The sequence below is a fragment of the Herbaspirillum rubrisubalbicans genome, assembly GCF_003719195.1.
GTDB classification, from domain to species: domain Bacteria; phylum Pseudomonadota; class Gammaproteobacteria; order Burkholderiales; family Burkholderiaceae_D; genus Herbaspirillum; species Herbaspirillum rubrisubalbicans.
In genome coordinates this window covers 2,009,993-2,031,372 of record NZ_CP024996.1, presented here as the reverse complement: position 1 = coordinate 2,031,372, position 21,380 = coordinate 2,009,993, and the positions used below count along the sequence as shown (strand labels likewise).

At 63.0% G+C, this 21,380-nt stretch carries 20 protein-coding genes; 11 read left to right on the top strand and 9 right to left on the bottom strand.

Annotated elements, in window-relative coordinates:
- Nucleotides 1–58: 58 nt before the first annotated feature.
- Complete coding sequence (gene yjgA / locus RC54_RS09055) at nucleotides 59–664, top strand: ribosome biogenesis factor YjgA (protein ID WP_061789321.1); 606 nt, start codon at nucleotides 59–61, stop codon at nucleotides 662–664.
- Nucleotides 654–1,286: a molybdopterin adenylyltransferase gene (mog, locus tag RC54_RS09050; RefSeq protein WP_082803088.1), complete on the top strand. Its 633-nt coding sequence runs from the start codon at nucleotides 654–656 to the stop codon at nucleotides 1,284–1,286. Before yjgA ends, mog begins: the two co-directional genes overlap by 11 nt.
- 7 nt (nucleotides 1,287–1,293) lie before the next feature.
- Here mog and RC54_RS09045 read toward each other — a convergent pair whose 3' ends face one another.
- Entirely contained in the window at nucleotides 1,294–1,956 is a 663-nt protein-coding gene (locus RC54_RS09045) for a hypothetical protein (RefSeq protein WP_058895083.1), read from the bottom strand.
- Between the two features lie 171 nt (nucleotides 1,957–2,127).
- Here RC54_RS09045 and RC54_RS09040 point away from each other — a divergent pair, with 171 nt between their 5' ends.
- The gene (locus RC54_RS09040) at nucleotides 2,128–2,796 is read left to right on the top strand and encodes an alpha/beta hydrolase (RefSeq protein WP_061789323.1); all 669 of its coding nucleotides are present in this window, start codon (nucleotides 2,128–2,130) and stop codon (nucleotides 2,794–2,796) included.
- 145 nt (nucleotides 2,797–2,941) lie between these two features.
- Here RC54_RS09040 and RC54_RS09035 read toward each other — a convergent pair whose 3' ends face one another.
- Together RC54_RS09035 and RC54_RS09030 are read right to left on the bottom strand one after the other, a co-directional pair.
- Nucleotides 2,942–3,961 carry an alpha/beta hydrolase gene (locus RC54_RS09035; protein WP_061789324.1) on the bottom strand — a complete coding sequence of 340 codons (1,020 nt, stop codon included), beginning with the start codon at nucleotides 3,959–3,961 and terminating at the stop codon, nucleotides 2,942–2,944.
- A gap of 261 nt (nucleotides 3,962–4,222) precedes the next feature.
- The gene (locus RC54_RS09030; RefSeq protein WP_058895080.1) at nucleotides 4,223–4,684 is read right to left on the bottom strand and encodes a MarR family winged helix-turn-helix transcriptional regulator; all 462 of its coding nucleotides are present in this window, start codon (nucleotides 4,682–4,684) and stop codon (nucleotides 4,223–4,225) included.
- 394 nt (nucleotides 4,685–5,078) lie between these two features.
- Here RC54_RS09030 and RC54_RS09025 point away from each other — a divergent pair, with 394 nt between their 5' ends.
- The 8 genes from RC54_RS09025 to RC54_RS08990 all read left to right on the top strand — a co-directional run bounded on the left by RC54_RS09025 (nucleotide 5,079) and on the right by RC54_RS08990 (nucleotide 13,878).
- Nucleotides 5,079–6,578, top strand: coding sequence for an ABC transporter substrate-binding protein (locus RC54_RS09025; protein ID WP_058895079.1), 1,500 nt, complete (start codon nucleotides 5,079–5,081; stop codon nucleotides 6,576–6,578).
- 4 nt (nucleotides 6,579–6,582) lie between these two features.
- Complete coding sequence (locus RC54_RS09020) at nucleotides 6,583–7,530, top strand: ABC transporter permease (RefSeq protein WP_061789325.1); 948 nt, start codon at nucleotides 6,583–6,585, stop codon at nucleotides 7,528–7,530.
- A 51-nt stretch (nucleotides 7,531–7,581) separates the two neighbouring features.
- On the top strand, nucleotides 7,582–8,457 hold the full coding sequence (locus RC54_RS09015; protein ID WP_061789326.1) for an ABC transporter permease: 876 nt from the start codon (nucleotides 7,582–7,584) through the stop codon (nucleotides 8,455–8,457).
- A 9-nt stretch (nucleotides 8,458–8,466) separates the two neighbouring features.
- Complete coding sequence (locus RC54_RS09010; protein WP_061789327.1) at nucleotides 8,467–9,426, top strand: ABC transporter ATP-binding protein; 960 nt, start codon at nucleotides 8,467–8,469, stop codon at nucleotides 9,424–9,426.
- Nucleotides 9,427–9,436: 10 nt separating this feature from the next.
- Complete coding sequence (locus RC54_RS09005) at nucleotides 9,437–10,417, top strand: ABC transporter ATP-binding protein (protein ID WP_061789328.1); 981 nt, start codon at nucleotides 9,437–9,439, stop codon at nucleotides 10,415–10,417.
- 46 nt (nucleotides 10,418–10,463) lie between these two features.
- Nucleotides 10,464–12,083 (top strand): gamma-glutamyltransferase family protein, encoded by a 1,620-nt coding sequence (locus RC54_RS09000; RefSeq protein ID WP_061789329.1) that lies wholly within the window; start codon nucleotides 10,464–10,466, stop codon nucleotides 12,081–12,083.
- A gap of 13 nt (nucleotides 12,084–12,096) precedes the next feature.
- Nucleotides 12,097–12,891 (top strand): GntR family transcriptional regulator, encoded by a 795-nt coding sequence (locus tag RC54_RS08995; RefSeq protein WP_082803090.1) that lies wholly within the window; start codon nucleotides 12,097–12,099, stop codon nucleotides 12,889–12,891.
- 93 nt (nucleotides 12,892–12,984) lie between these two features.
- Complete coding sequence (locus RC54_RS08990) at nucleotides 12,985–13,878, top strand: ketopantoate reductase family protein (protein WP_061789330.1); 894 nt, start codon at nucleotides 12,985–12,987, stop codon at nucleotides 13,876–13,878.
- Nucleotides 13,879–13,935: 57 nt separating this feature from the next.
- Here the strand turns inward: RC54_RS08990 and RC54_RS08985 are convergent, their stop codons facing one another.
- The 6 genes from RC54_RS08985 to RC54_RS08960 all read right to left on the bottom strand — a co-directional run bounded on the left by RC54_RS08985 (nucleotide 13,936) and on the right by RC54_RS08960 (nucleotide 21,360).
- On the bottom strand, nucleotides 13,936–14,778 hold the full coding sequence (locus RC54_RS08985) for a M55 family metallopeptidase (protein ID WP_058895073.1): 843 nt from the start codon (nucleotides 14,776–14,778) through the stop codon (nucleotides 13,936–13,938).
- Nucleotides 14,775–15,836, bottom strand: coding sequence for a DmpA family aminopeptidase (locus tag RC54_RS08980; RefSeq protein ID WP_061789331.1), 1,062 nt, complete (start codon nucleotides 15,834–15,836; stop codon nucleotides 14,775–14,777). Before RC54_RS08980 ends, RC54_RS08985 begins: the two co-directional genes overlap by 4 nt.
- A complete protein-coding gene (gene gsiD / locus RC54_RS08975; RefSeq protein ID WP_123020420.1) occupies nucleotides 15,836–16,780 on the bottom strand; it encodes a glutathione ABC transporter permease GsiD in 945 nt (314 codons plus the stop codon). Before gsiD ends, RC54_RS08980 begins: the two co-directional genes overlap by 1 nt.
- Nucleotides 16,781–16,788: 8 nt before the next feature.
- Nucleotides 16,789–17,709, bottom strand: a complete 921-nt coding sequence (gene gsiC, locus RC54_RS08970; protein WP_058895071.1) for a glutathione ABC transporter permease GsiC — start codon at nucleotides 17,707–17,709, stop codon at nucleotides 16,789–16,791.
- Between the two features lie 131 nt (nucleotides 17,710–17,840).
- Nucleotides 17,841–19,412 carry a glutathione ABC transporter substrate-binding protein GsiB gene (gsiB, locus tag RC54_RS08965; protein ID WP_058895070.1) on the bottom strand — a complete coding sequence of 524 codons (1,572 nt, stop codon included), beginning with the start codon at nucleotides 19,410–19,412 and terminating at the stop codon, nucleotides 17,841–17,843.
- A gap of 94 nt (nucleotides 19,413–19,506) precedes the next feature.
- Nucleotides 19,507–21,360, bottom strand: coding sequence for a dipeptide ABC transporter ATP-binding protein (locus tag RC54_RS08960; protein ID WP_061789332.1), 1,854 nt, complete (start codon nucleotides 21,358–21,360; stop codon nucleotides 19,507–19,509).
- Between the last annotated feature and the right edge of the window lie 20 nt (nucleotides 21,361–21,380).

Genomic DNA, 21,380 nt, shown 5'->3' with positions numbered 1-21,380 from the left:
ATGCGGGTAAAAGGGGTTATCATAGCAGTCGTTAAGCTTTATTTCTCGAAGTCACGATATGCCCAATGCCAACCGCGGCGCTGTCGGATTCCAATCCAGCGAATTCGAACAGGAATACGACCGCCCCTCCAAGTCCCAACTCAAGCGCGAGATGGATGCCCTGCAAAAGCTGGGCGAATCACTGGTCAACGAGCCGCGCGACCGCGTCAAGCGCGTGCCCATGCCCGAAGACGTGCGCGATGCCATCCTCGAATGCCAGCAGATCAAGGATCACGAAGGCCGTCGCCGCCAGATGCAATACGTGGGCAAGAAGATGCGCACGCTGGAACCTGACGAACTGGCCATCATCCAGAAGACCATCGACAGCTGGCACGGCGCCTCCAAGGCCGAAACCGCCGCCATGCACGCCCTGGAACGCCGCCGCGAAAAACTGCTGGCCGACGACCAGGCACTGACCGAATTGCTCAATCGCCATCCTGAAGTCGACGTGCAGCACATGCGCACGCTGATCCGCAATGCCCGCAAGGAGCAGGCGGAAAACAAGCCGCCCAAGGCCTACCGCGAAATCTTCCAGATCCTCAAGCAGTTGCAGACCCAAGCCGCCCTGGCCAAGGGTGAAGCAGCCGAGCAAGAGAATGGCGAACAAGACGACGATGAGCGTTGAGGTAGTGCCCCCCATGGCGCGCGAGGTGCTGCGCGTCGGGCTGGTGTCCATTTCCGACCGCGCCTCGGCTGGCGTCTATCAGGACCAGGGCATCCCGGCCCTGCAGGATTGGCTGGCCAGCGCCCTGACCAGCCCCTTTGAAGTGCTGACCCGGCTGATCCCCGATGAACGCGCCCAGATCGAGCAGACCCTGGTGGAGCTGGTCGACGTGGCCGCTTGCGACCTGGTGCTGACCACCGGTGGCACCGGCCCCGCGCGCCGCGATGTGACGCCGGACGCCACCCTGGCCGTCGCCAGCAAGGAAATGCCGGGCTTTGGTGAACAAATGCGCCAGATCAGCCTGCAGTTCGTGCCCACCGCGATCCTGTCGCGCCAGGTGGCGGTGATCCGCGAGAGCGCTGACCATGCCGCCCTGATCCTGAACCTGCCAGGCCAGCCCAAGTCCATCCGCGAAACGCTGGAAGGCTTGAAGGATGAGAACGGCAAGGTCAAGGTGCCGGGCATCTTCGCCGCCATCCCCTATTGCATCGACTTGATCGGCGGCCCCTACATCGAGACTGACGACAGCGTCTGCAAGGCCTTCCGCCCGAAGTCGGCGATCCGGCCTGCCAGCAACAAGTAAGCACCCACTAGTTCGGACACTTCCCCTCACCCGGCCCGCCGCACAGCGTGGCCGCGTTCAACAGATCCAGAAACTGCTGCAGGCCCGCCGGCGTGATCCGGTACGGGTACTGCTTCAGTGCATTTTCGGTCGGCGGACGCCAGCTGAACTGCACCACGAACAGTTGCTGCTTGCCCTGATACACCGCCAGTACAGTTCCTTCGCCATACGGGGCCGAGGGACCGACACGGTCACAGAAGCCGCCACTGACAGAAAGCGGAATATTGTTGGTGCTGCCATCCTTCTGCGCCATCGCGATGAAGTGGCCGGGGCAATTGCGCTGCGCGCCCTGCATCACTTCGGTCAACGCCACCTGCGACACGGTCAGGTTGCGCGCCTGGATATTGGCCAGCAAGCCGGCCTCGGGAAAGCTGCGGCGCTGCACGCCCATGTAGCCCTCGCGCCAGGAGTCGTGGGCTTCGTTGGGCGGCAGGAAATCGACCACGTAGTCGCCGTCCGGCTCGCCATCCATGTAGGCCAGGCGCCAGCCGGCAGGCGGCGAGATCATCAGGTTCTCGCCGCTGGGCTGGAATAGACGCCCTTCGGCCTCGGCATGGCCAGACATGGGTGTCAGCGCCAGCAGGCTACTCAATAGCGGTGCCAGCAGCCGGGTCCACGGTTTGCACTTCATCGGTTTTCCTTGTTTGAGCGCGCAGCATGGCGGCGACGTTCATCGTATGATGTGAGCCCATTGCAGCAATGCATGACCAGGGCAAAGCCGTATTGTGCGCCGGAGCAAGAGCCGACACAATGCAGCCTCCCTCCCCTCTGACCTCATTACCCGTAACAGGACCGCAAGCCCATGGCCGCACAACTCGAAACGATACAGATCGAAACCGCTCCCAACCCTGGCGCCGCCGTCATCTGGCTGCATGGCCTGGGCGCCGATGGCTCGGACTTCGTGCCCATCGTGCGCGAACTGGACCTCTCCGGCTGCCCACCGATCCGCTTCATCTTCCCCACCGCACCGACCATGCCGGTGACCATCAATGGCGGCTACGTGATGCGGGCCTGGTACGACATCTTCGCCCCCGACCTGGTGCGCCGCGAAGACGAACCCGGCCTGCGTGCCTCGCAGGCTGCCATCGAAGCGCTGATCGCCCAGGAAAAGGCGCGCGGCATCCCGGCCCAACGCATCGTGCTGGCCGGTTTCTCGCAAGGCTGCGCCATGACCCTGCAGACCGGTTTGCGCCATCCCGAGCGTCTGGCCGGGCTGATGTGCCTGTCCGGCTACCTGCCGCTGGCCGCCACCATCGAAGCCGAACGTCACGGCGCCAACCACGACACGCCCATCTTCATGGCGCACGGCACGCTGGACCCGGTGGTGGTGCTGGAGCGCGCGGTGAAATCGCGCGATCTGCTGACCCAACTGGGCCACCAGGTGGAGTGGCATGACTATCCGATGCAGCACTCCGTGTGCGGCGAGGAAGTGGCCGACATCGGCGCCTGGCTGACCAAGGTCCTGGCGTAAGACTGCCCCGCACACACAACGCAAGGCCCCCGGACGCATGAACTGGTCCGGGGGCCTTGTGCTTTACCGCTGCCGAGGCGGCGCTCAGGGTGATGACCGCAGTCGATCACCGCAAGCGATCACCTCAAGTGATCACCGCAAGCGATCACTTCAGGTGGTACTTCAGTTCCTCACCCGCCTGACGCATGGCGCTCTGCACCGACGGCACCTTGGCCAGCACGTTCAACAGACCGAAGTCGTGGATCATGCCGTTGTAGCGCACGCTGGTCACGGCCACACCCGCGGCTTGCAGCTTGCGACCATAGGCTTCGCCTTCATCACGCAGCACGTCGTTTTCGGCGGTCTGGATCAGGGTCGGCGGCAGGCCGGCCAGTTGCTCCGTCGTGGCATTGAGCGGCGAGGCCGTGATTTCCTTGCGCTTGGCGGCGTCGGTGGTGTAGCTGTCCCAGAACCACTTCATCATGTTCTTGGTGAGGAAATAGCCATTGGCGAACTGGTTGTAGGAACCGGTTTCGAAGTTGGCATCGGTCACCGGCCACAGCAGCACTTCCGAACGCAGCGCCGGGCCGCCCTTGTCCTTGGCCATCAGCGCGACCACGGCGGCCATATTGCCACCGACGCTATTGCCGGCCACTGCCAAGCGCTTGCCGTCAACATTGATTTCCTTGCCGTGTTCAGCGACCCACTTGGTGGCCGCATAGGCTTGGTTTATCGCCACGCCGTAGGAAGCTTCCGGCGAGGGGGTGTAGTTCACGAAGACCGCCACCGCGCCCGAGTTGGCCACCAGGTCACGCACCAGGCGTTCGTGGGTCGGGAAGTCGCCCAGCACCCAGCCACCGCCGTGGAAGAACATGAAGGCCGGCAAGGTCTTCTTCACGCCAGCCGGACGCACGATGGTCAGCTTGATGTCCTGGCCATCGACGCGGATGGTCTTTTCCGACACATCCGCCTTGGGCAGTTCCAGCTTCACGCCAGCTTGCGCGCCCACCAGCACGGCCCGCGCATCCTTGGGCGAGAGTTGTTCCAGGGGCTTGCCGCCACCGGCTTCCAGCGCTTGCAGGAAAGCCTGGGTGGTCGGCTCGACACCAGGACCACCGGCGGCGTAGGCATTACCGAATACCAGGCCGATGGCGGCGACGGCGGCGAGTTGCTTGAACGATTTCATGATCTTCTTCCTTTTCTCTGATGACAATAGGTTCGGTGGTTTCACCGGGAGGGTGCTGCGAGGGAACTGCAAGTAACTGCTGGACTACATTCAATGCAATAAAACTAAAATCCTATTAAATAGCAAACTACTTATTTACCGCTATTGGCTCTGGGTATAACCAGGCCTCATCCTGAGGATGAAATTTAAAACACTATTAAATAGTGCACTATATATTTAACTTTAAAAAAGGGATACGGCAACGCCCACATCCCTTCGACATCACTCTCCCGTGTTCTTGTGCAAACGGGCGCGCAATGCCATCAATTCTTCCTTCATCGCACTCAGTTCCGCGGCGGTCGACTCGGTGGCGCGCAGGACTTCGCGTGGCAACTCTATCGCCTGCTCGCGCAGCTTGTCGCCCTCGGCGGTCAGTGAAATGACCACCTGGCGCTCATCACTGGCGGCGCGCTCCCGACTCACCAGACCCTGCGCTTCCATGCGCTTGAGCAGTGGCGTCAAGGTGGCCGAATCCAGTACCAGGCGCTCGCCGATGTCCGACACCGTCAACTGGTCCTGTTCCCACAACACCATCAGCACCAGGTACTGCGAATAGGTGATGCCGAGATTGCGTAACAGCTTGCGATAGAGCTTGCTCATCGACAAGGATGTCGAATACAGCGCAAAACACAACTGGGCATCCAGTAGCGGGGCCGCCTTGCGTTTGTCTGTTTTCGAATTCATGCAGCGCAGTTTAGCGAGGCCAAAATTAAATAGCAAGCTATTTAATAAAAATATTTACACGCAGGCGCGGACCAACGGTGCTCCGCACCTGCAGCGCGCATCCTTGCACGCGAGCATCAGGCAGCCGCCCCATCAACGAGCAGCCAAGGTGCAGCGGCCGCCCGCCTGGAGGCCTGGCTGGTCTGCATTCTCAACCATCGATAGCGCTTTACCGGCTGACGAAATCCTGACGCCATGGCACGCTTCCTGCATGTCCTCTTTGTTGTATACATTGACGTATCCGTCCTTGCCTTCATCCTGTCCATTGCCTAACCTGGCCCGATGGCTGCGGCAGACAGGCTGGCCGCCAGGTCGGTTGCGCTCGCTCCGTGATGACTTCTGAAAGGAACAACGAATGAAGCAGCGTGTCTCCCGTTTCCTGCTGTGCGCAATGTCCTCGACCGTGCTGGCGGCCTGCTCCCTGCCCACGCTGGCGGTGACGCTCAACATCTCGCTGGATGCCGATCCCGGCAAGCTCGATCCGACGCAATCGTCGATGTTGAACGAGCGCATCCTCTACCAGAGTATCTTCGACAAGCTGGTGGACCTGGATGGCGAAGGCAAGATCGTCCCCATGCTGGCCGAGCGCTGGACCGTTTCCGACGATCAGAAGACCTACACGCTCTACCTGCGCAAAGGGGTCAAGTTCCAGGACGGCACGCCCTTCGACGCCAAGGCGGTGGAGTTCAACCTGCTGCGCGGCCAGGAGAAAACTTCCCTGCGCCGCAACGAACTGAAATACGTCAGCAAGATCACGGTGGTGGACGATCACACCATCAAGCTGGATCTGTCCACGCCCTTCGCGCCCTTCCTGTCGATTCTCACCGACCGCGCCGGCATGATGTCCTCGCCCACGGCCGTGAAGAAATACGGCGAGGATTACGTTAACCATCCGGTCGGCACCGGCCCCTTCATCTACGAAGGGCGCCTCAAAGGCGCCACGCTCACGCTGAAGAAGAATCCCGACTACTGGCGCGCCGGCCTGCCCAAGGTCGACGAAGTGGTCTACAAGATCATGCCGGACGTCAATGTGGCCTTTAACAACCTGCGCAGCGGCCAGGTCGACATCAGCAACCGCTTCCCCTACAAGGAAATCACCAACGTCCCGGCCAACGCCAATTACACGGTGCTCAACAAGCCCTCGCTGGGCTTTCGCGGCTTTTACCTGAATACCACCAAGCCACCCTTCGACAAGAAGGAAGTGCGCGAAGCCGTCGACATCCTCATCGACCGCAATGCCATCGCCAAGGTGGTCTACAACAATGCGGTAGCACCCGGTCACTCGCCCTTCTCCAAGGCACAGTTCGCCAATGGTCCCGGCGACGTGCCACCCAAGGTCGACGTGGCCCGCGCCAAGGCCCTGCTCAAGGCGGCCGGCAAGGAAGGCGGCTTCAGCTTCAAGCTGACCCTGCCTACCACGGCCGACGAATTGCAGGCCGGCCAGATGATCCAGGGCATGTTGCGTCCGGCGGGCATCACCGTCACGCTGGAGAAGACCGAGATCGCGTCCCAAGTCGAAGCCGGTAAGACCGGCGCCTTTGAAGGCCTCTTCCTGGGATGGAGCGGACGCCCCGACCCGGACCAGAACATCTTTGACTTCGTGAACTCCGGCGGCTCGATGAACTATTCGCACATCGCTGCCAAGGAGGTGGACGACCTGCTGCAGCAGGCCCGGGTGGAAGGCGACCAGGCCAAGCGCAAGGTGCTCTACGACCAGGCCATGGCGATCCTGGTCAAGGAAGTGCCCTACATTTATCTGGTGCATGACAACGTGCTCTTCGGCATCGCCAAGTCGGTCAAGGGCTTCCAGTACGTGCCCGATGGCGTGATCCGTACGGCCACCGTATCCAAGTAAGCCCATGCTCAAGCTGCCCAAGTTCCTGCAGCGATTGCTGCTCTCGCTGCCCACCCTGCTGCTGGTGAGCATGGTGGTGTTTTCCCTGTTGGCGGTGCTACCGGGCGACCCGGTGGCCGCCATCCTGGGCATGGAAGCCACGCCCGAAGCTGCTGCCGCCCTACGACTGAAGCTGGGACTGGATGATCCATTGCTGGTGCAGTATGGGCGCTGGCTGTGGGCGGTGCTGCACGGCGACCTGGGACGCTCCTTCATCGACAATACCCCGGTGGCCGAGGCCTTGTGGCAGCGCCTGCCGGTGACCATCGAACTGGCCCTGGGCAGCTTCCTGGTGGCCGTGGTCATCGCCGTGCCAGCCGGCATCCTCTCGGCAGCACGGCCACGCGGCTGGGCCAATGCCATCGGCACCTTGATTGCGCTGTTCGGTATGTCGGTGCCGCACTTCTGGCTGGGCATGTTGTTCATCATCCTGTTCGCAGTCAAGCTGGGTTGGCTGCCGGCCTCGGGTTTCGTGCCGCTGTCGGTGGACTGGCACGCCAACCTGATTGCCATGGTGATGCCCATGGTCGTGACCGGCCTGCGTGAATCGGCCATCCTGATGCGCATGGTGCGCAGCAGCCTGCTGGAAGTCTTGAACGAAGATTACATCCGCACCGCCTTCTCCAAGGGCCTGCGCGACTGGCAAGTGGTGCTGGGCCATGCGCTGCGCAACGCCATGATCCCGGTGGTCACGGCCAGTGGCCTGATGGTCTCCGGGATGCTGGGCGGGCTGGTGATCACCGAAAGCATCTTCGGTATCCCTGGCATGGGCAAGATGATCGTCGACGCCATCTTCCAGCGTGACTACGTGACCGTGCAGGCCGGCGTGCTGGCCGCCACGGTCATGGTGATCGTGGTCAATCTCTGCGTGGACCTGCTCTACAGCGTGATCGACCCGCGCATTGCTCGCTGAAGTCCCATTGAATACCCGCTCAACGTTGAACCTACGATGACGCCTCCCGACATGAACACCTCCTCAAGCACCCAGGCCCTGCCTGCGCTACCCCGCTGGCGCACCCTGCGCCGCTTCAGCCGCAACCGTCTGGCGCTGATCGGTGCGGTGATCATCACTGTACTGGTGCTCCTGGCCCTGGCTGCACCGGTACTGGCCCGGTACGATCCGATCTTTGACCAGGACTATGGCAATCTACTGTCAGGTCCCAGCGCCGAACACTGGCTCGGTACGGATGACCTGGGGCGCGACATCTACAGCCGTATGCTGTACGGTTCGCGCATCTCGCTGCAGGCGGCATTGATCTCGGTCGGGCTGGCCTTTTCGCTGGGCGTGCCCATCGGCATCCTCAGCGGCTACTATCGCGGCGCGGTCGATGCCATCGTCATGCGCGTGGTCGATGCCCTGCAGGCCTTTCCCTCGCTGATCCTGGCGTTGGCCCTGGCCGCTGCGCTGGGCGGTGGTTTCTACAATGCCATGGTGGCCGTGGGCATCGGCTTCACCTCTTCCTTCGTGCGACTGGCACGCGGGCAGGCCATGACCATCCGCAATCTCGACTACGTGATGGCGGCGCGCTCCATCGGTGCTGGCCACCTGCGCATCATGTGGCGCTACATCCTGCCCAATGCGCTGGCGCCGCTGGTGATCCAGGCCACCTTCGCCATGGGCACGGCCATCATTGCCGAAGCCGGACTGTCCTATCTCGGCCTGGGTGCCAAGCCGGAAGACCCCAGTTGGGGCTCCATGCTGCACATCGCCCAGGGCTACCTGAACAGCACGCCGATGCTGGCCATGTGGCCGGGGCTGGCGATCTTCCTGGTGGTACTGGGCTTCAACCTGCTGGGCGACGGCATCCGCGAAGTGTTCGACCCCAAACTGAGCCGCTGAGGAACCTCCATGCTCACCATCGAGAATCTCAAGATCGAATTCATGAGCCACGGTCGCCGGGTTGCGCCGGTCGATGGCGTTTCCTTCTCCCTGGGCCAGGATGAAACGGTCGGCCTCTTGGGTGAATCCGGCTGCGGCAAGAGCGTGACAGCCCTGTCCATCCTGCGCCTGTTCCCCATGGCCAGCCAGGCCCGGCTGTCGGGCAGCATCCGCTTTGGCGAACGTGAGCTGCTGCAAGCCGACGACGCCACCCTGCGCAGCATCCGCGGCAAGGAGATCGCCATGATCTTCCAGGAGCCGATGACCTCGCTAAACCCGCTGCACCGCATCGGCGAGCAATTGAGCGAGATGCTGCGCATCCACACTGCCCTGCCGCGCCAGGAGATTGATGCCAAAGTCATTGCCATGCTGGAGCGCGTGGGCCTGTCGCGTGCGGCGCAGCTAGTGGACGAATATCCGCACAGCCTCTCCGGCGGCATGCGCCAGCGCGTCATGATTGCCATGGCCCTGCTGTGCCAACCTCGCTTGCTGGTGTGCGACGAACCCACCACGGCGCTGGACGTGACCATCCAGGCGCAGATCCTCGACCTGATGCGCGACTTGAAGCGCGAGCAGCAGACCTCCATCCTGATGATCACCCACGACCTCGGCGTGGTGGCCGAGATGTGCCAACGCGTGGTGGTGATGTATGCCGGTCAGGTCGTAGAACAAAGCAGCGTGGAGGGCCTATTCGATCGCCCCGCCCACCCGTACACCCACGCACTCATGCGCGCGCGCCCGGCCCTGGATGCCACGCCCGGTGCCGCACTGAGCGCCATCCCCGGCAGCGTGCCGCCGCCCGGCACCGTGACGCAAGGCTGCCGCTTCGCCGCCCGCTGCGCCCGCGCCCAAGACATCTGCCGCCAGGAGATGCCCACGCTGGAAAACCTGGGCGATGGCCACAACGTGCGCTGCTGGTATCCGCATTGAAGGCAAGGCCATGACCCCACTCCCTCCCCTGCTCGAAGTCCACGGACTGAAAAAATATTTCGCCTCCGGCAGCAGCACCGTCAAGGCCGTTGACGATGTCTCCTTCAGCCTTGCCCAAGGCCAGACCCTGGGCCTGGTGGGCGAATCCGGCTGCGGCAAGTCCACCACCGGGCGCAGCGTACTGCGCCTGATCGAACCCAGCGCTGGCAGCGTGCGTTTCATGGGCCGGGAACTGACCTTGTTGCCCGAAGACCAGTTGCGTGCCATGCGCCGTCACATGCAGATGGTGTTCCAGGATCCGTATGCCTCGCTGAACCCGCGCATGACTATCGGCGAAGTGCTGGAAGAGCCGCTGATCGTGCACAAGCTGCACGAGCGCGCCGCCCGCAAGCGCAAGGTGGCCGAGGCCTTGGAGATGGTCGGACTCAACCCGGCCTATGCGGCACGTCATCCGCATGAATTCTCCGGCGGCCAGCGCCAGCGCGTAGGCATCGCGCGCGCCATCATCACGCGCCCCAAGCTGGTGGTGGCCGATGAAGCCGTGTCGGCGCTGGACGTGTCGATCCAGGCCCAGATCCTGAACCTGTTGCGCGAGCTGCAGCAGGAGCTGGGGCTGACCTACCTGTTCGTCTCGCACGACCTGGCCGTGATCCGCCACGTCAGCGACCACATTGGCGTGATGTACCTCGGGCGCATGGTGGAATTGGGCACATGTGAAGAGGTGTACACAAACCCGCGCCATCCCTACACGCAGGCGCTGCTCTCGGCCATCCCACGTGAACATCCGCGCCAAGCACGCGCACGCATCGTGCTGCAGGGAAGCATCCCCAATCCGGCCGCCCCGCCCCCGGGCTGCCACTTCCATCCGCGCTGCCCGTCCTGCATGGAGATCTGCAAGACCGAGGCGCCGCCTGCCATCAAGATCAGTCCTACCCATACGGTGGCTTGCCACCTGAGCCGCCCGGAGTTGGCACCGCGCCCGACCCGATAAACCGACCCGATAAAATACGCCCCTGAACCAAGAACGAGAGACCGCCATGCCTGCCTTCCCCGACTTCAGCAGCAACCACTATCCCTACCTGTCGCGCCGCAGCGCCGTCTATGCCCGGCGCGGCATGGTGGCGACCTCGCAGCCGCTGGCCGCCCAGGCCGGGCTGGAAGTCCTGCAGCGTGGCGGCAATGCCATCGATGCCGCCATCGCCGCAGCCGCGGCACTGACGGTGGTGGAACCCACCGCCAACGGTATCGGCGGCGATGCCTTCGCGCTGGTCTGGCATGGTGGCAAGCTGCATGGCCTGAACGCCAGCGGCCCCGCCCCACAATCCATCTCGGCCGACAAGCTCACCAGCGCAGGATTGAAGGAGATGCCCAAATACGGCGCCTTACCGGTCACCGTGCCCGGCACGCCCAGCGCCTGGGCCGCCATGGCCAAGCGCTTCGGCAAGCTGACGCTGAGCGACTCGATGGCCGGCGCCATCACGCTGGCGCGCGAGGGTTTTCCGGTCTCGCCGATGGTGGCCCATGCCTGGCAGGTGGTGCAGCAGAACTTCAAGCGCGAATTCAAGGAAACGCATTTCCAACCCTGGTTCGATACCTTCTGCATCGATGGCCAGGCCCCGCAGGCCGGCCAGCTGTGGCGCTCGGCCGGCCACGCCGCCACCCTGCAGGCAATTGCCGAAGACGGCGCCGAGAGCTTCTATCGCGGCGCACTGGCCGAACAGATCGCCGCCTTCCTGCAACACGCCGGTGGCTATCTGCAAGCTGCCGATCTGGCCGCCTTCCAGGCGCAGTGGGTGGACCCCATCGGCGTGAACTATCGTGGCTATGAGGTCTGGGAAATCCCGCCCAATGGCCACGGCATGGTGGCCCTGATGGCGCTGAACCTGCTCAAAGCCTACGATTTCACCGAGCGCGACACCCTGGCCACCTACCACCGCCAGATCGAGGCCATCAAGCTGGCCTATGCCGATGGCCTGGCCCACATCGCCGATCCCGCGCACATGAAGGTGACGGTGCAGCAATTGCTGTCAGATGCCTATGCCGATGAACGCCGCCAGTTGATCGGCCCGCGCGCCACGCTGCCGGTGGCCGGCGACCCGTCGCGCGGGGGCACGGTGTACCTGTGCACGGCCGATGCCGAGGGCAACATGGTGTCCTTCATCCAGAGCAACTACATGGGCTTCGGCTCCGGCCTGGTGGTCCCCGGTACCGGCATCGCCCTGCACAATCGCGGCAACAACTTCACGCTGGAGGCGGGCCATCCCAACGTGCTGGCTGGGGGCAAACGGCCCTATCACACCATCATTCCCGGCTTCATGACACGCAATGGCCAGGCCGTCGGTCCCTTCGGCGTGATGGGTGGTTTCATGCAACCGCAGGGCCATGTCCAGATGGTGATGAACACGGTCGACTTTGGCCTGAACCCGCAAGCTGCGCTGGATGCACCGCGCTGGGAATGGGAAAAGGGCAACAAGGTCAGTATCGAGCACACCACGGCTGAACACCTCTTCCGTGGATTAGGCGGGCTGGGTCACGAAGTCTCGTGGTCGGGTAACCAGCTTGGCTTCGGTCGTGGCCAGATCATCTGGCGCAATGACGAAGGCGTGCTGTGCGGCGGGACCGAACCGCGCACCGATGGCTGCGTGGCGGCCTGGTAAGAAAGCGCCCATCGTGAAAAGCCTGGCCGCCTCCGCCCCCTCCCCCGCCGCTGACGCGCTCGCTCCCGATATCGAAAGCGAGGACGCGCTGGTGCGCAACAGCTCGCTGCCCGAGTACGTCTATGCGCAACTGCGCCAGGACATCTTCGACATGCGCCTGTTGCCCGGCGACCAGATCACCGAGACCGAGATCGCGGCGTATTTCAAGGTCTCGCGCACGCCAGTGCGGCAGGCGCTGCAACGCCTGCAGAACGATGGACTGATGCAGGGCTACGTGCGCGGCGGCTGGGAGGTGGTACCCATCGACTTCAAGCGCTTTGCCGATCTCTATGAAATGCGCAAGCTCATCGAGACCCACGCGGTACGCCGCCTCTGCACCAGCGGCAGTGACCAGTCGGTGCTGGCCGACTTGCGCGCCACCTGGTGCCTGCCTGCCGAGGCACGCGAACCGGACGGCCCCAAGGCGGCGCAGCTCGACGAAATCTTCCACCAGACCCTGGTGCGCGCGGCCGGCAACCAGGAGATGGCCGAAACCTTCGACCGTCTCACCGACCGCATCCGCATCGTGCGGCGGCTGGATTTTCTCTATGGCGATTGCCTGCACTCGACCTATGAGGAGCACGCCGCCATCCTCGACTGCATCGCCGCCGGCGACGCCGAGAGCGCGATGCGCCTGATGGGCGAGCACATCGATGGCAGCCATGCCGAGGTCAACCAGATCACCTTGCATCGCCTGCACAGTGCGCGCGCCACTGCGACCACCAAGCCGCCGGCCTATGTCTCGGTGCGGGTGCGGCGTTCGTTCTGAACAGGCTGACCGATGCTGACCGAGCGCTGAAAGCATGGCAGCGCTGTGTTAGGCTTTGCGCCTGACTTCACTTTGCCAAGCGGGGAGAGACACATGAAAGTTGCCGTGATGGGCGCAGGCGCCGTAGGTTGTTATTTCGCCGGGATGTTGGCACGCGCCGGACACGATGTGGTGCTGGTAGGTCGTCCCCAGCACGTGCAAGCCTTCAACACCAAGGGCTTGCGGCTGGAAGCCAAGACCTTCGATGACACCATCGCCGTGCAGGCCAGCACCGATCCAGCCATCGTGGCCGGTGCCGATCTGGTGCTGTTCTGCGTCAAGTCGCCCGACACCGAAACGGCCGGCGCGCAACTACGCCCGCACCTGGCGCCCGACACCCTGGTGCTGACGCTGCAGAACGGCACCGACAATGCCGATCGCCTGCGCACCGTGATCCCGCAACCGGTCGCGGCTGCCGTGGTGTATGTGGCCACCGAGATGGCCGGCCCCGGCCACGTCAAGCATCACGGTCGTGGCGAGCTGGTGATCGAACCGTCGGCGCGCAGTCAGCAGGCGGCCGATGCGCTGATCGCCGCCGGCGTACCCACCGAGATTTCGGATAACGTGCGCGGCGCGCTGTGGTTGAAGCTCATCATCAATTGCGCTTACAACGCCCTGTCGGCTATCACCCAACTACCCTATGGCGAGCTGGTGGAAGGCGTGGGCGTGCTGGAAGTGATGAACCACCTGGTCAACGAATGCAAGGCCGTGGCTGCCGCCGAAGGCGTGACGCTGACCGGTGACGTGGAGGTCGCGATCCGCAAGATCATCGAGACCATGCCCACCCAATTCTCTTCCACTGCGCAGGATGTGGCGCGCGGCAAACCCAGCGAGATCGATCACCTCAACGGTTTCATCGTGCGTCGCGGGCAGGCGCATGGCATCAGCACGCCGGTCAACCTGACGGTCCATGCACTGGTCAAGCTAATCGAAAGCAAGAAGCACTGAACATCCGCAAGATCGAGATGCTTAAATTCTTCTTTTGCGATCGGACAGTGCTTACTGTCAACGCAACATGGCCGACATGGCCGAAAGACTGTTGAGCACCCGCACCGCATATTCCGCCGTGGGGGCGTCGAACTCGACGGTGACGTTATCGCTACGTTCCAGGATCGGCAATTGGATAAACAGATCGGCCAAGGCGACCGTCTGCACCTGCAAGCGGCAGCGCAATGGGCCGGTGAGCGGCAGCACCGGCATCGACGCCGGTTGCGCCAGCAGGGCCGCCACCGCCTGTCGTGCGCGTTCCTCCAGCAGCACGCAGGACTGCTGGGGCGTCAACGAATCGCCGCTGTTGGCGCCATAGGCCTTCTTGGTCTCGGCAAATACGGCATGAGGAAACAGGGGTTGGTTTTCTTCGATGAAGGCATCGTCACCACTACCGAAGATCACCGGCACGCCATGCTCGGCCGCCAGCGCACCATACAGCCCCGCCTCCCCCATCTCCACCCCGCCCAGCCAGACGCGGGCAAAGGCGAAGCTGTTGCTGGTATGCGCCAGGATGCCGCGGCCCTGGGCACGCGAGTGGTAGCCCACCAGCATGACTGCATCGATATCGTGCTCGACCCCGCCCATCATGCCCAGCACGCGCGGCTTGCCCAACACCATGCGCGCCTGTGGGTGCAGCAGGTCGGGCAGCAGGTTGCGATAGCCGCCGTGCGCATCGTTGACCTTGATGGCAGTGGCGCCGGCAGCCAAAGCGCCACGGATGACGGCATTGGCTTCCTCGGTCATCATGCGGCGCGCTCGTTCATATTCGCCATTGCCGGCACGGGTCTGCTCGGGATGAAAGACCCCGGCGACGCCTTCGATATCGACGGAGACCAAAATATTGGCGCGTTTGTTCATATGCAGGTTTTTCCAAGTAAATCGGGGTGATCGGCCAGCCGTTCACGCAGGCCGACACGCACGTGGCCATCGCGCCCGCGCACCGTCTCGGCGGTCAGCAGCGCATGGATGATGGCTTGCTCGACACTGTCGGCCGCGGCATGGAACAAGGGGTCCAGTACCTGGTCAGCCAGCAGCGCCATCTGTACGCACTCGGCCTCGACCTCGATCTGCTGGGCCGTGGAGAACGCCAGGGCGATGTCGCCACTGCCGTGACCATAGACCGAGCCGGTGCGTGCCAGACCGGCGCCGGCGCGGGTAGCCAGGCGCTTCAACTGGCGCGCATCGAGCGGCGCATCGGTGGCCAGGATCATGATGATGGAGCCCTTCTCGGGCGCGCTGTCGCCATGCTCGGCGGCAGCCAGCCTGGCCCCTAGCGGGTCGCCGGCCAGGATCAGCTCGGGCAGCCGGCCGAAATTGGACAGCACCAAGGCGCCCACCGTGAAGATCTGTGCCGCCTGGCCCACCACGGCCAGCCGCGACGCGGTCCCGATGCCGCCCTTCAAGCCGAAGCTGGACATGCCCCGCCCTGCTCCCACCGAACCCTGCGCCACCTCCGGCGACAAGGCCTGCATGGCGGCCTCGAAATGCGCGGCCTGCACTGCCATGGCCTGCAGGTCGTTGAGATAGCCGTCATTGCATTCCAGCACCAGCGCATTGACGGTGGGCAGGCTGCGTCCGCATTGCGGGTTGGCGCGCACGGTATGGGCGATCTGGGCATTCAACAGCGTGCCCACGGCAAAGGTGTTGGATAGCGCAATGGGCGTCTCCAGCAAGCCCAGCTCTTCCAGCTGCACCAGCCCGGCGCTCTTGCCAAAGCCATTGATGACCGCCGCCGCCGCCGGCAAGCGATGGGTGAAGAGATTGCCGCCATGCGGGGCGATCACGGTCACGCCGGTCTGCACCGGCCCGGCATCCAGGGTGCAATGCCCCACCCGCACACCGTCCACGTCCGTGATACTGTTGCGCAGGCCGGCTTGCAGAGGGCCGATATGCGGAACTGACACAGATATCGCCATCAACGCTGGTCGATCTTGGGATCGAGCGCATCGCGCAAGCCATCCCCCAGCAAGTTGAAGGCCAGCACGGTGAGGAAGATGGCGATGCTGGGCACCAGCGCCACGTGTGGCGAAGTGACCATGTCGGCGCGGGCTTCATTCAACATCAGGCCCCATTCAGGCGTAGGCGATTGCGCACCCAGGCCGAGGAAGGACAGACCCGCCGCGGTGATGATGGAAGTGCCGATGCGCATGGTGAAATACACCACGATGGCCGAGATGGTGCCGGGGAAGATGTGCTTCCACATGATGGTGGCATCGGAGGCACCGATGCTGCGGGTGGCCTCAATGTAGGTCAGGTTCTTCAGTTGCAGCGTATTGCCGCGCACCAGGCGCGCAAAGGCCGGGATGCTGAACACCGAGACCGAGATGATGACGTTGATCATGCCGCCGCCCAGGATGGCGACGATGCCGATGGCCAAGAGGATGCCGGGGAAGGCGAACAGCACATCACAGATGCGCATGGTGATGCGGTCCCACCAGCCTTCGTAGTAACCGGCCAGCAAGCCGAAGACGGTGCCGATCACTGCCCCGATGGCCACCGAGAAGAAACCCGAGGCCAGCGAGATGCGCGCGCCCATCAGGATACGACTGAAGATGTCGCGGCCCAGCGAATCCACACCGAACCAGTGGGTCCAGGTGGGCGGCGAGTTCAGCGCATCGTAGTCGAAGAAATTCTCGGCATCGAAGGGGACGATCCAGGGCGCGATGATGGCGATGACGATCAGCAGCAGGATGAACACGCCGGCATAGACCGCCAGGCGCTGCTTCTTGAACTTGCGCCAGAATTCGCGCCAGGGCGTGCGGATCTTCTGCCCGGCCGCGATCACGGCGGAGGGATCGGCCGGCGGCAACGGTGCGCCGGTTTCGGAACTGCTTGCCAGAGGCGAATTGGAGAGCGACATGATTCCCCTCACTTGAAACGAATGCTGGGGTTGATCACGGCATAGAGCACGTCCACCACCAGGTTGATGAAAATGAATTCCAGCGAGAACAGCAGGATCTCGGCCTGGATGATGGGGTAGTCACGCATCTCGACGGCATCCACCAAGAGGCGCCCCATGCCCGGCCAGTTGAACACCACCTCGACCAGGATGGAGCCGCCCAGCAGAAAGCCGAACTGCAACCCCATCATGGTCACCACCGGAATCAAGGCATTGCGCAGGCAGTGCTTGATGACCACCACGGTCTCGGTCAAGCCCTTGGCGCGTGCGGTGCGCACGAAGTCTTCCTGCAGGATCTCGATGAAGGACGAACGCGTAAAGCGCGCCATCACCGCCGCCACGGCGGCGCCCAGCGTGATCGAAGGCAGGATGTAGTGACGCCAGGTATCGTCGCCCACGGTGGGCAGCCAGCCCAACTGGACCGAGAAGATCTGCACCAGCAGGATGCCCAGCGAAAAGGCCGGGAAGGAAATGCCGGAGACCGCCAGCGTCATGCCCAGGCGATCCGGCCACTTGTTGCGCCACACCGCTGAGGAAATGCCGATGACCAGACCGAAGATCACGGCCCAGATCATGGCCACGATGGTCAGCCACAGGGTCGGCCAGAAGCGCGCGGCGATCTCTTCGGAAACCGGGCGCTTGCTGCGGATGGATTTGCCAAAGTCGCCCTGGGCGGCCTTGACGAAGAAATTCACGAATTGCTCGGGCAGGGGCTTGTCCAGGCCGAGGTCGGCGCGCACCAGCGCGACCGTCTTGTCGTCGGCTTCGGGACCGGCCGCCAGCCGCGCCGGATCACCCGGCAGCAGGTGCACGAACAGGAAAACCAGTACCGCCACCAGCAGCAGCGTGGGAATCAGGCCTAACAGGCGTTTGATGACAAAGGAAAACATGATGCTCTCTGAAGAAGGCCTCGCCTGAGTGCCAGGCACCCTTGCTTGTTGCCGCGACGGGCGTTACCGCCCATCGAAAGAATGCTGCCGGCGACGCGCTCCTGCCACGTCGCCGGCCGGGGTCGACCGGCTTACTTGGTCAGCTCGATGTTCTCGAACTCGATGGCCTGGTCAGGCATCACGTAGACACCCTTGAGGTTCTTGTTGCGGGCATAGAGCAGCTTTTCGGTGACCAGGAAGGCCCATGGGGCATCCTTCCAGACTTCCTGCTGGGCATCCTTGTACAGCGCTTCCTTGTCCTTGCGATCGGTCACGGTCAGGGCCTTGGCGATATCGGCATCGACCTTGTCGTTCTTGTAGTAGGCGGTGTTGTACAGACGCGGCGGGAAGGATTCCGAGGCCAGCAGCGGACGCAGAGCCCAGTCGGCTTCACCGGTGGAGGAGGACCAGCCGATGTAGAGCAGGCGCACCGGGGCGGTGGCCGGGTCTTGCCAGCTTTCCACGCGTTCCACGCGCTGGCCGGCTTCCAGGGCCTGGATCTTGGCCTTGATGCCGACCTGCGCCAGTTGCTGCTGCAGGAACTGGATGATCTTCACCGCGGTGCTGTGGGTGTAGGCCGACCACAGTTCGGTTTCGAATCCGTTCGGATAACCGGCTTCGGCCAACAGGGCCTTGGCCTTCTTCGGGTCATACGGCCAGGGGCCGGTCTTGAAAGCGTAATCCACGCCTTGCGGCACCACGCCATCCATCGGGGTGGCATAGCCGTTGAAGGCCACCTTCACCAGTGCCTGCTTGTTGATGGCGTAGTTGATGGCTTCGCGCACCTTGGGATTGTCGAACGGCTTCTGCTTGGTATTCATCGACATGTAGCGCTGGATGATCGAGGGTGCCGAAATCACGTCCAGGTTGGGCTTGCTCTTCAACAGGTCGGCCTGTTCGTAGGGCAGCGGATAGGTGAACTGTGCCTCGCCAGTCTGCATCATGGCCGAGCGGGCGTTGTTGTCGACCACCGGCTTCCAGATGATTTCATCGACCTTGGGATAGCCCTTCTTCCAGTAGCCATCGAATTTCTCGACCTTGACGTAATCGGTCTGCTTCCACTCCACGAACTTGAAGGGGCCGGTACCGACCGGGTGGAAGGCGATGTCCTTGTTGCCGTATTGCTTCAGAGCCGCGGGCGAAATCATCACGGCCGAGGGGTGGGCCAGCACGTTGATGAAGGCCGAGAACGGTTCCTTCAAGACGATCTTGACGGTGTAGTCGTTGAGGACTTCGGTCTTGGCGATACGGTTGAAGAGGTTGTAGCGCTTCAACTTGTTGTCCGGGTTGGTCACACGGTCAAAGACGGCCTTGACGGCATCGGCCTTGAAGTCGGTGCCATCTTGGAACTTCACGCCTTGCTTTAAGCGGATGGTGTATTCCAGGCCATCCTTGCTGACCAGATAGCCTTCGGCCAGCACCGGAATCAGCTTCATGTCCTTGTCGAAACCGAACAAGCCTTGATAGAAGGACTTGGCCATGGACAGCGACAGCGTGTCGTTGGCGTCATACGGATCCATGGTGGTGAAGGTCGAATACACCGCCAGCGTCACGGACTTGGCCGCAAATGCATGGGCTGCGGCAAACTGTAAAGTGGTACCCAGGGCGGCAACGGCCAGCCATTTGGCAGTCGACAGTCCTTTTGTAGTTGCTGTGATAGACATGTGGTTTCTCCTGATCAGTAAAGCGAGGTTGGTACGACGTAGTTGGGTTTTACTGCGCTGACTGCTGTTTTGGAACATGAACACAGGCCGCCGCTCAGAACGCGCCGGCAATACGGTGCTGGGCCACGAAATGCCCAGGCGCCACTTCCTTCAAGGGTTCCACTTTGGGCTCATCACCCACCAGCCGGATCGGGCTGGGAATTTCATCGGTCAACAATTTCTTGCCCGGCTGGCGCAAGGTCGGATCGGCCACCGGCACGGCCGCCATCAGCTTGCGCGTATAGGGATGCTGCGGGTTCTCGAAGATGGCCCGGCGCGGGCCGATCTCCACGATCTGGCCCAAGTACATCACCGCCACCCGATGACTGATGCGCTCCACCACCGCCATGTCGTGCGAGATGAAGATGAAGGAAATCCCCAGCTCGGCCTGCAGGTCCAACATCAGGTTGACGATCTGGGCCTGGATCGACACATCCAGCGCCGACACTGATTCATCGGCGATGACGATCTTGGGGTTCAGCGCCAGAGCGCGGGCGATGCAGATGCGCTGACGCTGACCACCGGAAAATTCATGCGGATAGCGCTGGCCGTGCTCGGGCGTCAACCCCACGCGCGTGAGCAACGCATCGACACGTTGCTGCGCACCCTCTTTCATGCCATGCACCAGCATCGGTTCCATGATGGAATAACCGACCGTCATGCGCGGGTCCAGCGAGGCGAACGGATCCTGGAAGATGAACTGGATATCGCGCCGCAACTGGCGCAGCTCCGAACGCGGCAATTGCGCCAGATCGCGCCCGCCGAATTCGACCCGGCCACCGGCGATGTCGACTAAGCGCAGCAACGAGCGACCGGTGGTGGATTTGCCGCAACCGGATTCGCCGACGATGGCCAGGGTCTCGCCGGAGTAGAGATCGAAGCTGACCTTTTCCACTGCATGAACGCGCTGCTTGACGCGACCGAAGATGCCGCTCTTGACGTCGAAGCGCGTGGTCAGCTCGCGTACCTTGAGGATGGGCTGGCGCTGCGCGGCGATTTCCGCCTGCGCCTGCAATTCGCTGGCGATCAGTTCAGGCCGCGCCTCGGCCTGGGGCGCCAGGCCAAAGCGCAGCGGCTTGTCGGTGCCGCGCATGGAACCCAGGCGCGGCACGGCGGCCAGCAGCGATTGGGTATAGGGATGGGCCGGGGCGGCAAAGAGGGGCTGGACATCATTTTCTTCCACCTTCTCGCCACGGCACATCACCACCACACGGTCGGCCACTTCGGCCACCACGCCCATGTCGTGGGTGATGAAGATCACGCCCATCTGCATCTCTTCTTGCAGCGAACGGATCAATTGCAGGATCTGCGCCTGGATGGTCACATCCAGGGCGGTAGTCGGTTCATCGGCAATGAGCAGTGACGGCTTGCAGGACAAGGCCATGGCGATCATCACGCGCTGGCGCATCCCGCCCGACAACTGGTGCGGATGGCGGCCCAGCACCCGCTTGGCTTCGGGAATGCGCACCATCTCCAACATGCGCAGCGCCTCGGCCTGGGCGGCGGCACGGCTCATGCCCTGGTGCAGGCGGATCGATTCGGCGATCTGCTCGCCGACCGTGAAGACCGGGTTGAGCGAGGTCATCGGCTCCTGGAAGATCATGGCGATCTCGGCGCCGCGGATGCTGCGCATGGTGGCGTTGTCGGCCTGTGCCAGGTCCAGGGTCTGGCCGCTGCGGCGGCGGAACTGCAGGCTGCCGCTGGCGATCTTGCCACCGCCGTGTTCGATCAGGCGCATGATGGCCAGCGACGACACCGACTTGCCCGAACCGGATTCGCCGACGATGGCCAGGGTCTCGCCCTGATCGACGTGGAAGGACAGGTCGCGCACCGCATCGACGGTGCGCTCGGAAGTGGCAAAGCGCACGTTGAGGTGACTGACGTCGAGCACGCGTTGGGACTGTTGCATCTTGATTCTCTCCTGCCCGG

Excerpts from the sequence above, each read along its gene's own strand:
- yjgA (WP_061789321.1), top strand. The coding sequence starts at position 59 with ATGCCCAATGCCAACCGCGGCGCTGTCGGATTCCAATCCAGCGAATTC.
- mog (WP_082803088.1), top strand. The coding sequence starts at position 654 with ATGAGCGTTGAGGTAGTGCCCCCCATGGCGCGCGAGGTGCTGCGCGTC.
- RC54_RS09045 (WP_058895083.1), bottom strand. The coding sequence starts at position 1,956 with ATGAAGTGCAAACCGTGGACCCGGCTGCTGGCACCGCTATTGAGTAGC.
- RC54_RS09040 (WP_061789323.1), top strand. The coding sequence starts at position 2,128 with ATGGCCGCACAACTCGAAACGATACAGATCGAAACCGCTCCCAACCCT.
- RC54_RS09035 (WP_061789324.1), bottom strand. The coding sequence starts at position 3,961 with ATGAAATCGTTCAAGCAACTCGCCGCCGTCGCCGCCATCGGCCTGGTA.
- RC54_RS09030 (WP_058895080.1), bottom strand. The coding sequence starts at position 4,684 with ATGAATTCGAAAACAGACAAACGCAAGGCGGCCCCGCTACTGGATGCC.
- RC54_RS09025 (WP_058895079.1), top strand. The coding sequence starts at position 5,079 with ATGAAGCAGCGTGTCTCCCGTTTCCTGCTGTGCGCAATGTCCTCGACC.
- RC54_RS09020 (WP_061789325.1), top strand. The coding sequence starts at position 6,583 with ATGCTCAAGCTGCCCAAGTTCCTGCAGCGATTGCTGCTCTCGCTGCCC.
- RC54_RS09015 (WP_061789326.1), top strand. The coding sequence starts at position 7,582 with ATGAACACCTCCTCAAGCACCCAGGCCCTGCCTGCGCTACCCCGCTGG.
- RC54_RS09010 (WP_061789327.1), top strand. The coding sequence starts at position 8,467 with ATGCTCACCATCGAGAATCTCAAGATCGAATTCATGAGCCACGGTCGC.
- RC54_RS09005 (WP_061789328.1), top strand. The coding sequence starts at position 9,437 with ATGACCCCACTCCCTCCCCTGCTCGAAGTCCACGGACTGAAAAAATAT.
- RC54_RS09000 (WP_061789329.1), top strand. The coding sequence starts at position 10,464 with ATGCCTGCCTTCCCCGACTTCAGCAGCAACCACTATCCCTACCTGTCG.
- RC54_RS08990 (WP_061789330.1), top strand. The coding sequence starts at position 12,985 with ATGAAAGTTGCCGTGATGGGCGCAGGCGCCGTAGGTTGTTATTTCGCC.
- RC54_RS08985 (WP_058895073.1), bottom strand. The coding sequence starts at position 14,778 with ATGAACAAACGCGCCAATATTTTGGTCTCCGTCGATATCGAAGGCGTC.
- RC54_RS08980 (WP_061789331.1), bottom strand. The coding sequence starts at position 15,836 with ATGGCGATATCTGTGTCAGTTCCGCATATCGGCCCTCTGCAAGCCGGC.
- gsiD (WP_123020420.1), bottom strand. The coding sequence starts at position 16,780 with ATGTCGCTCTCCAATTCGCCTCTGGCAAGCAGTTCCGAAACCGGCGCA.
- gsiC (WP_058895071.1), bottom strand. The coding sequence starts at position 17,709 with ATGTTTTCCTTTGTCATCAAACGCCTGTTAGGCCTGATTCCCACGCTG.
- gsiB (WP_058895070.1), bottom strand. The coding sequence starts at position 19,412 with ATGTCTATCACAGCAACTACAAAAGGACTGTCGACTGCCAAATGGCTG.
- RC54_RS08960 (WP_061789332.1), bottom strand. The coding sequence starts at position 21,360 with ATGCAACAGTCCCAACGCGTGCTCGACGTCAGTCACCTCAACGTGCGC.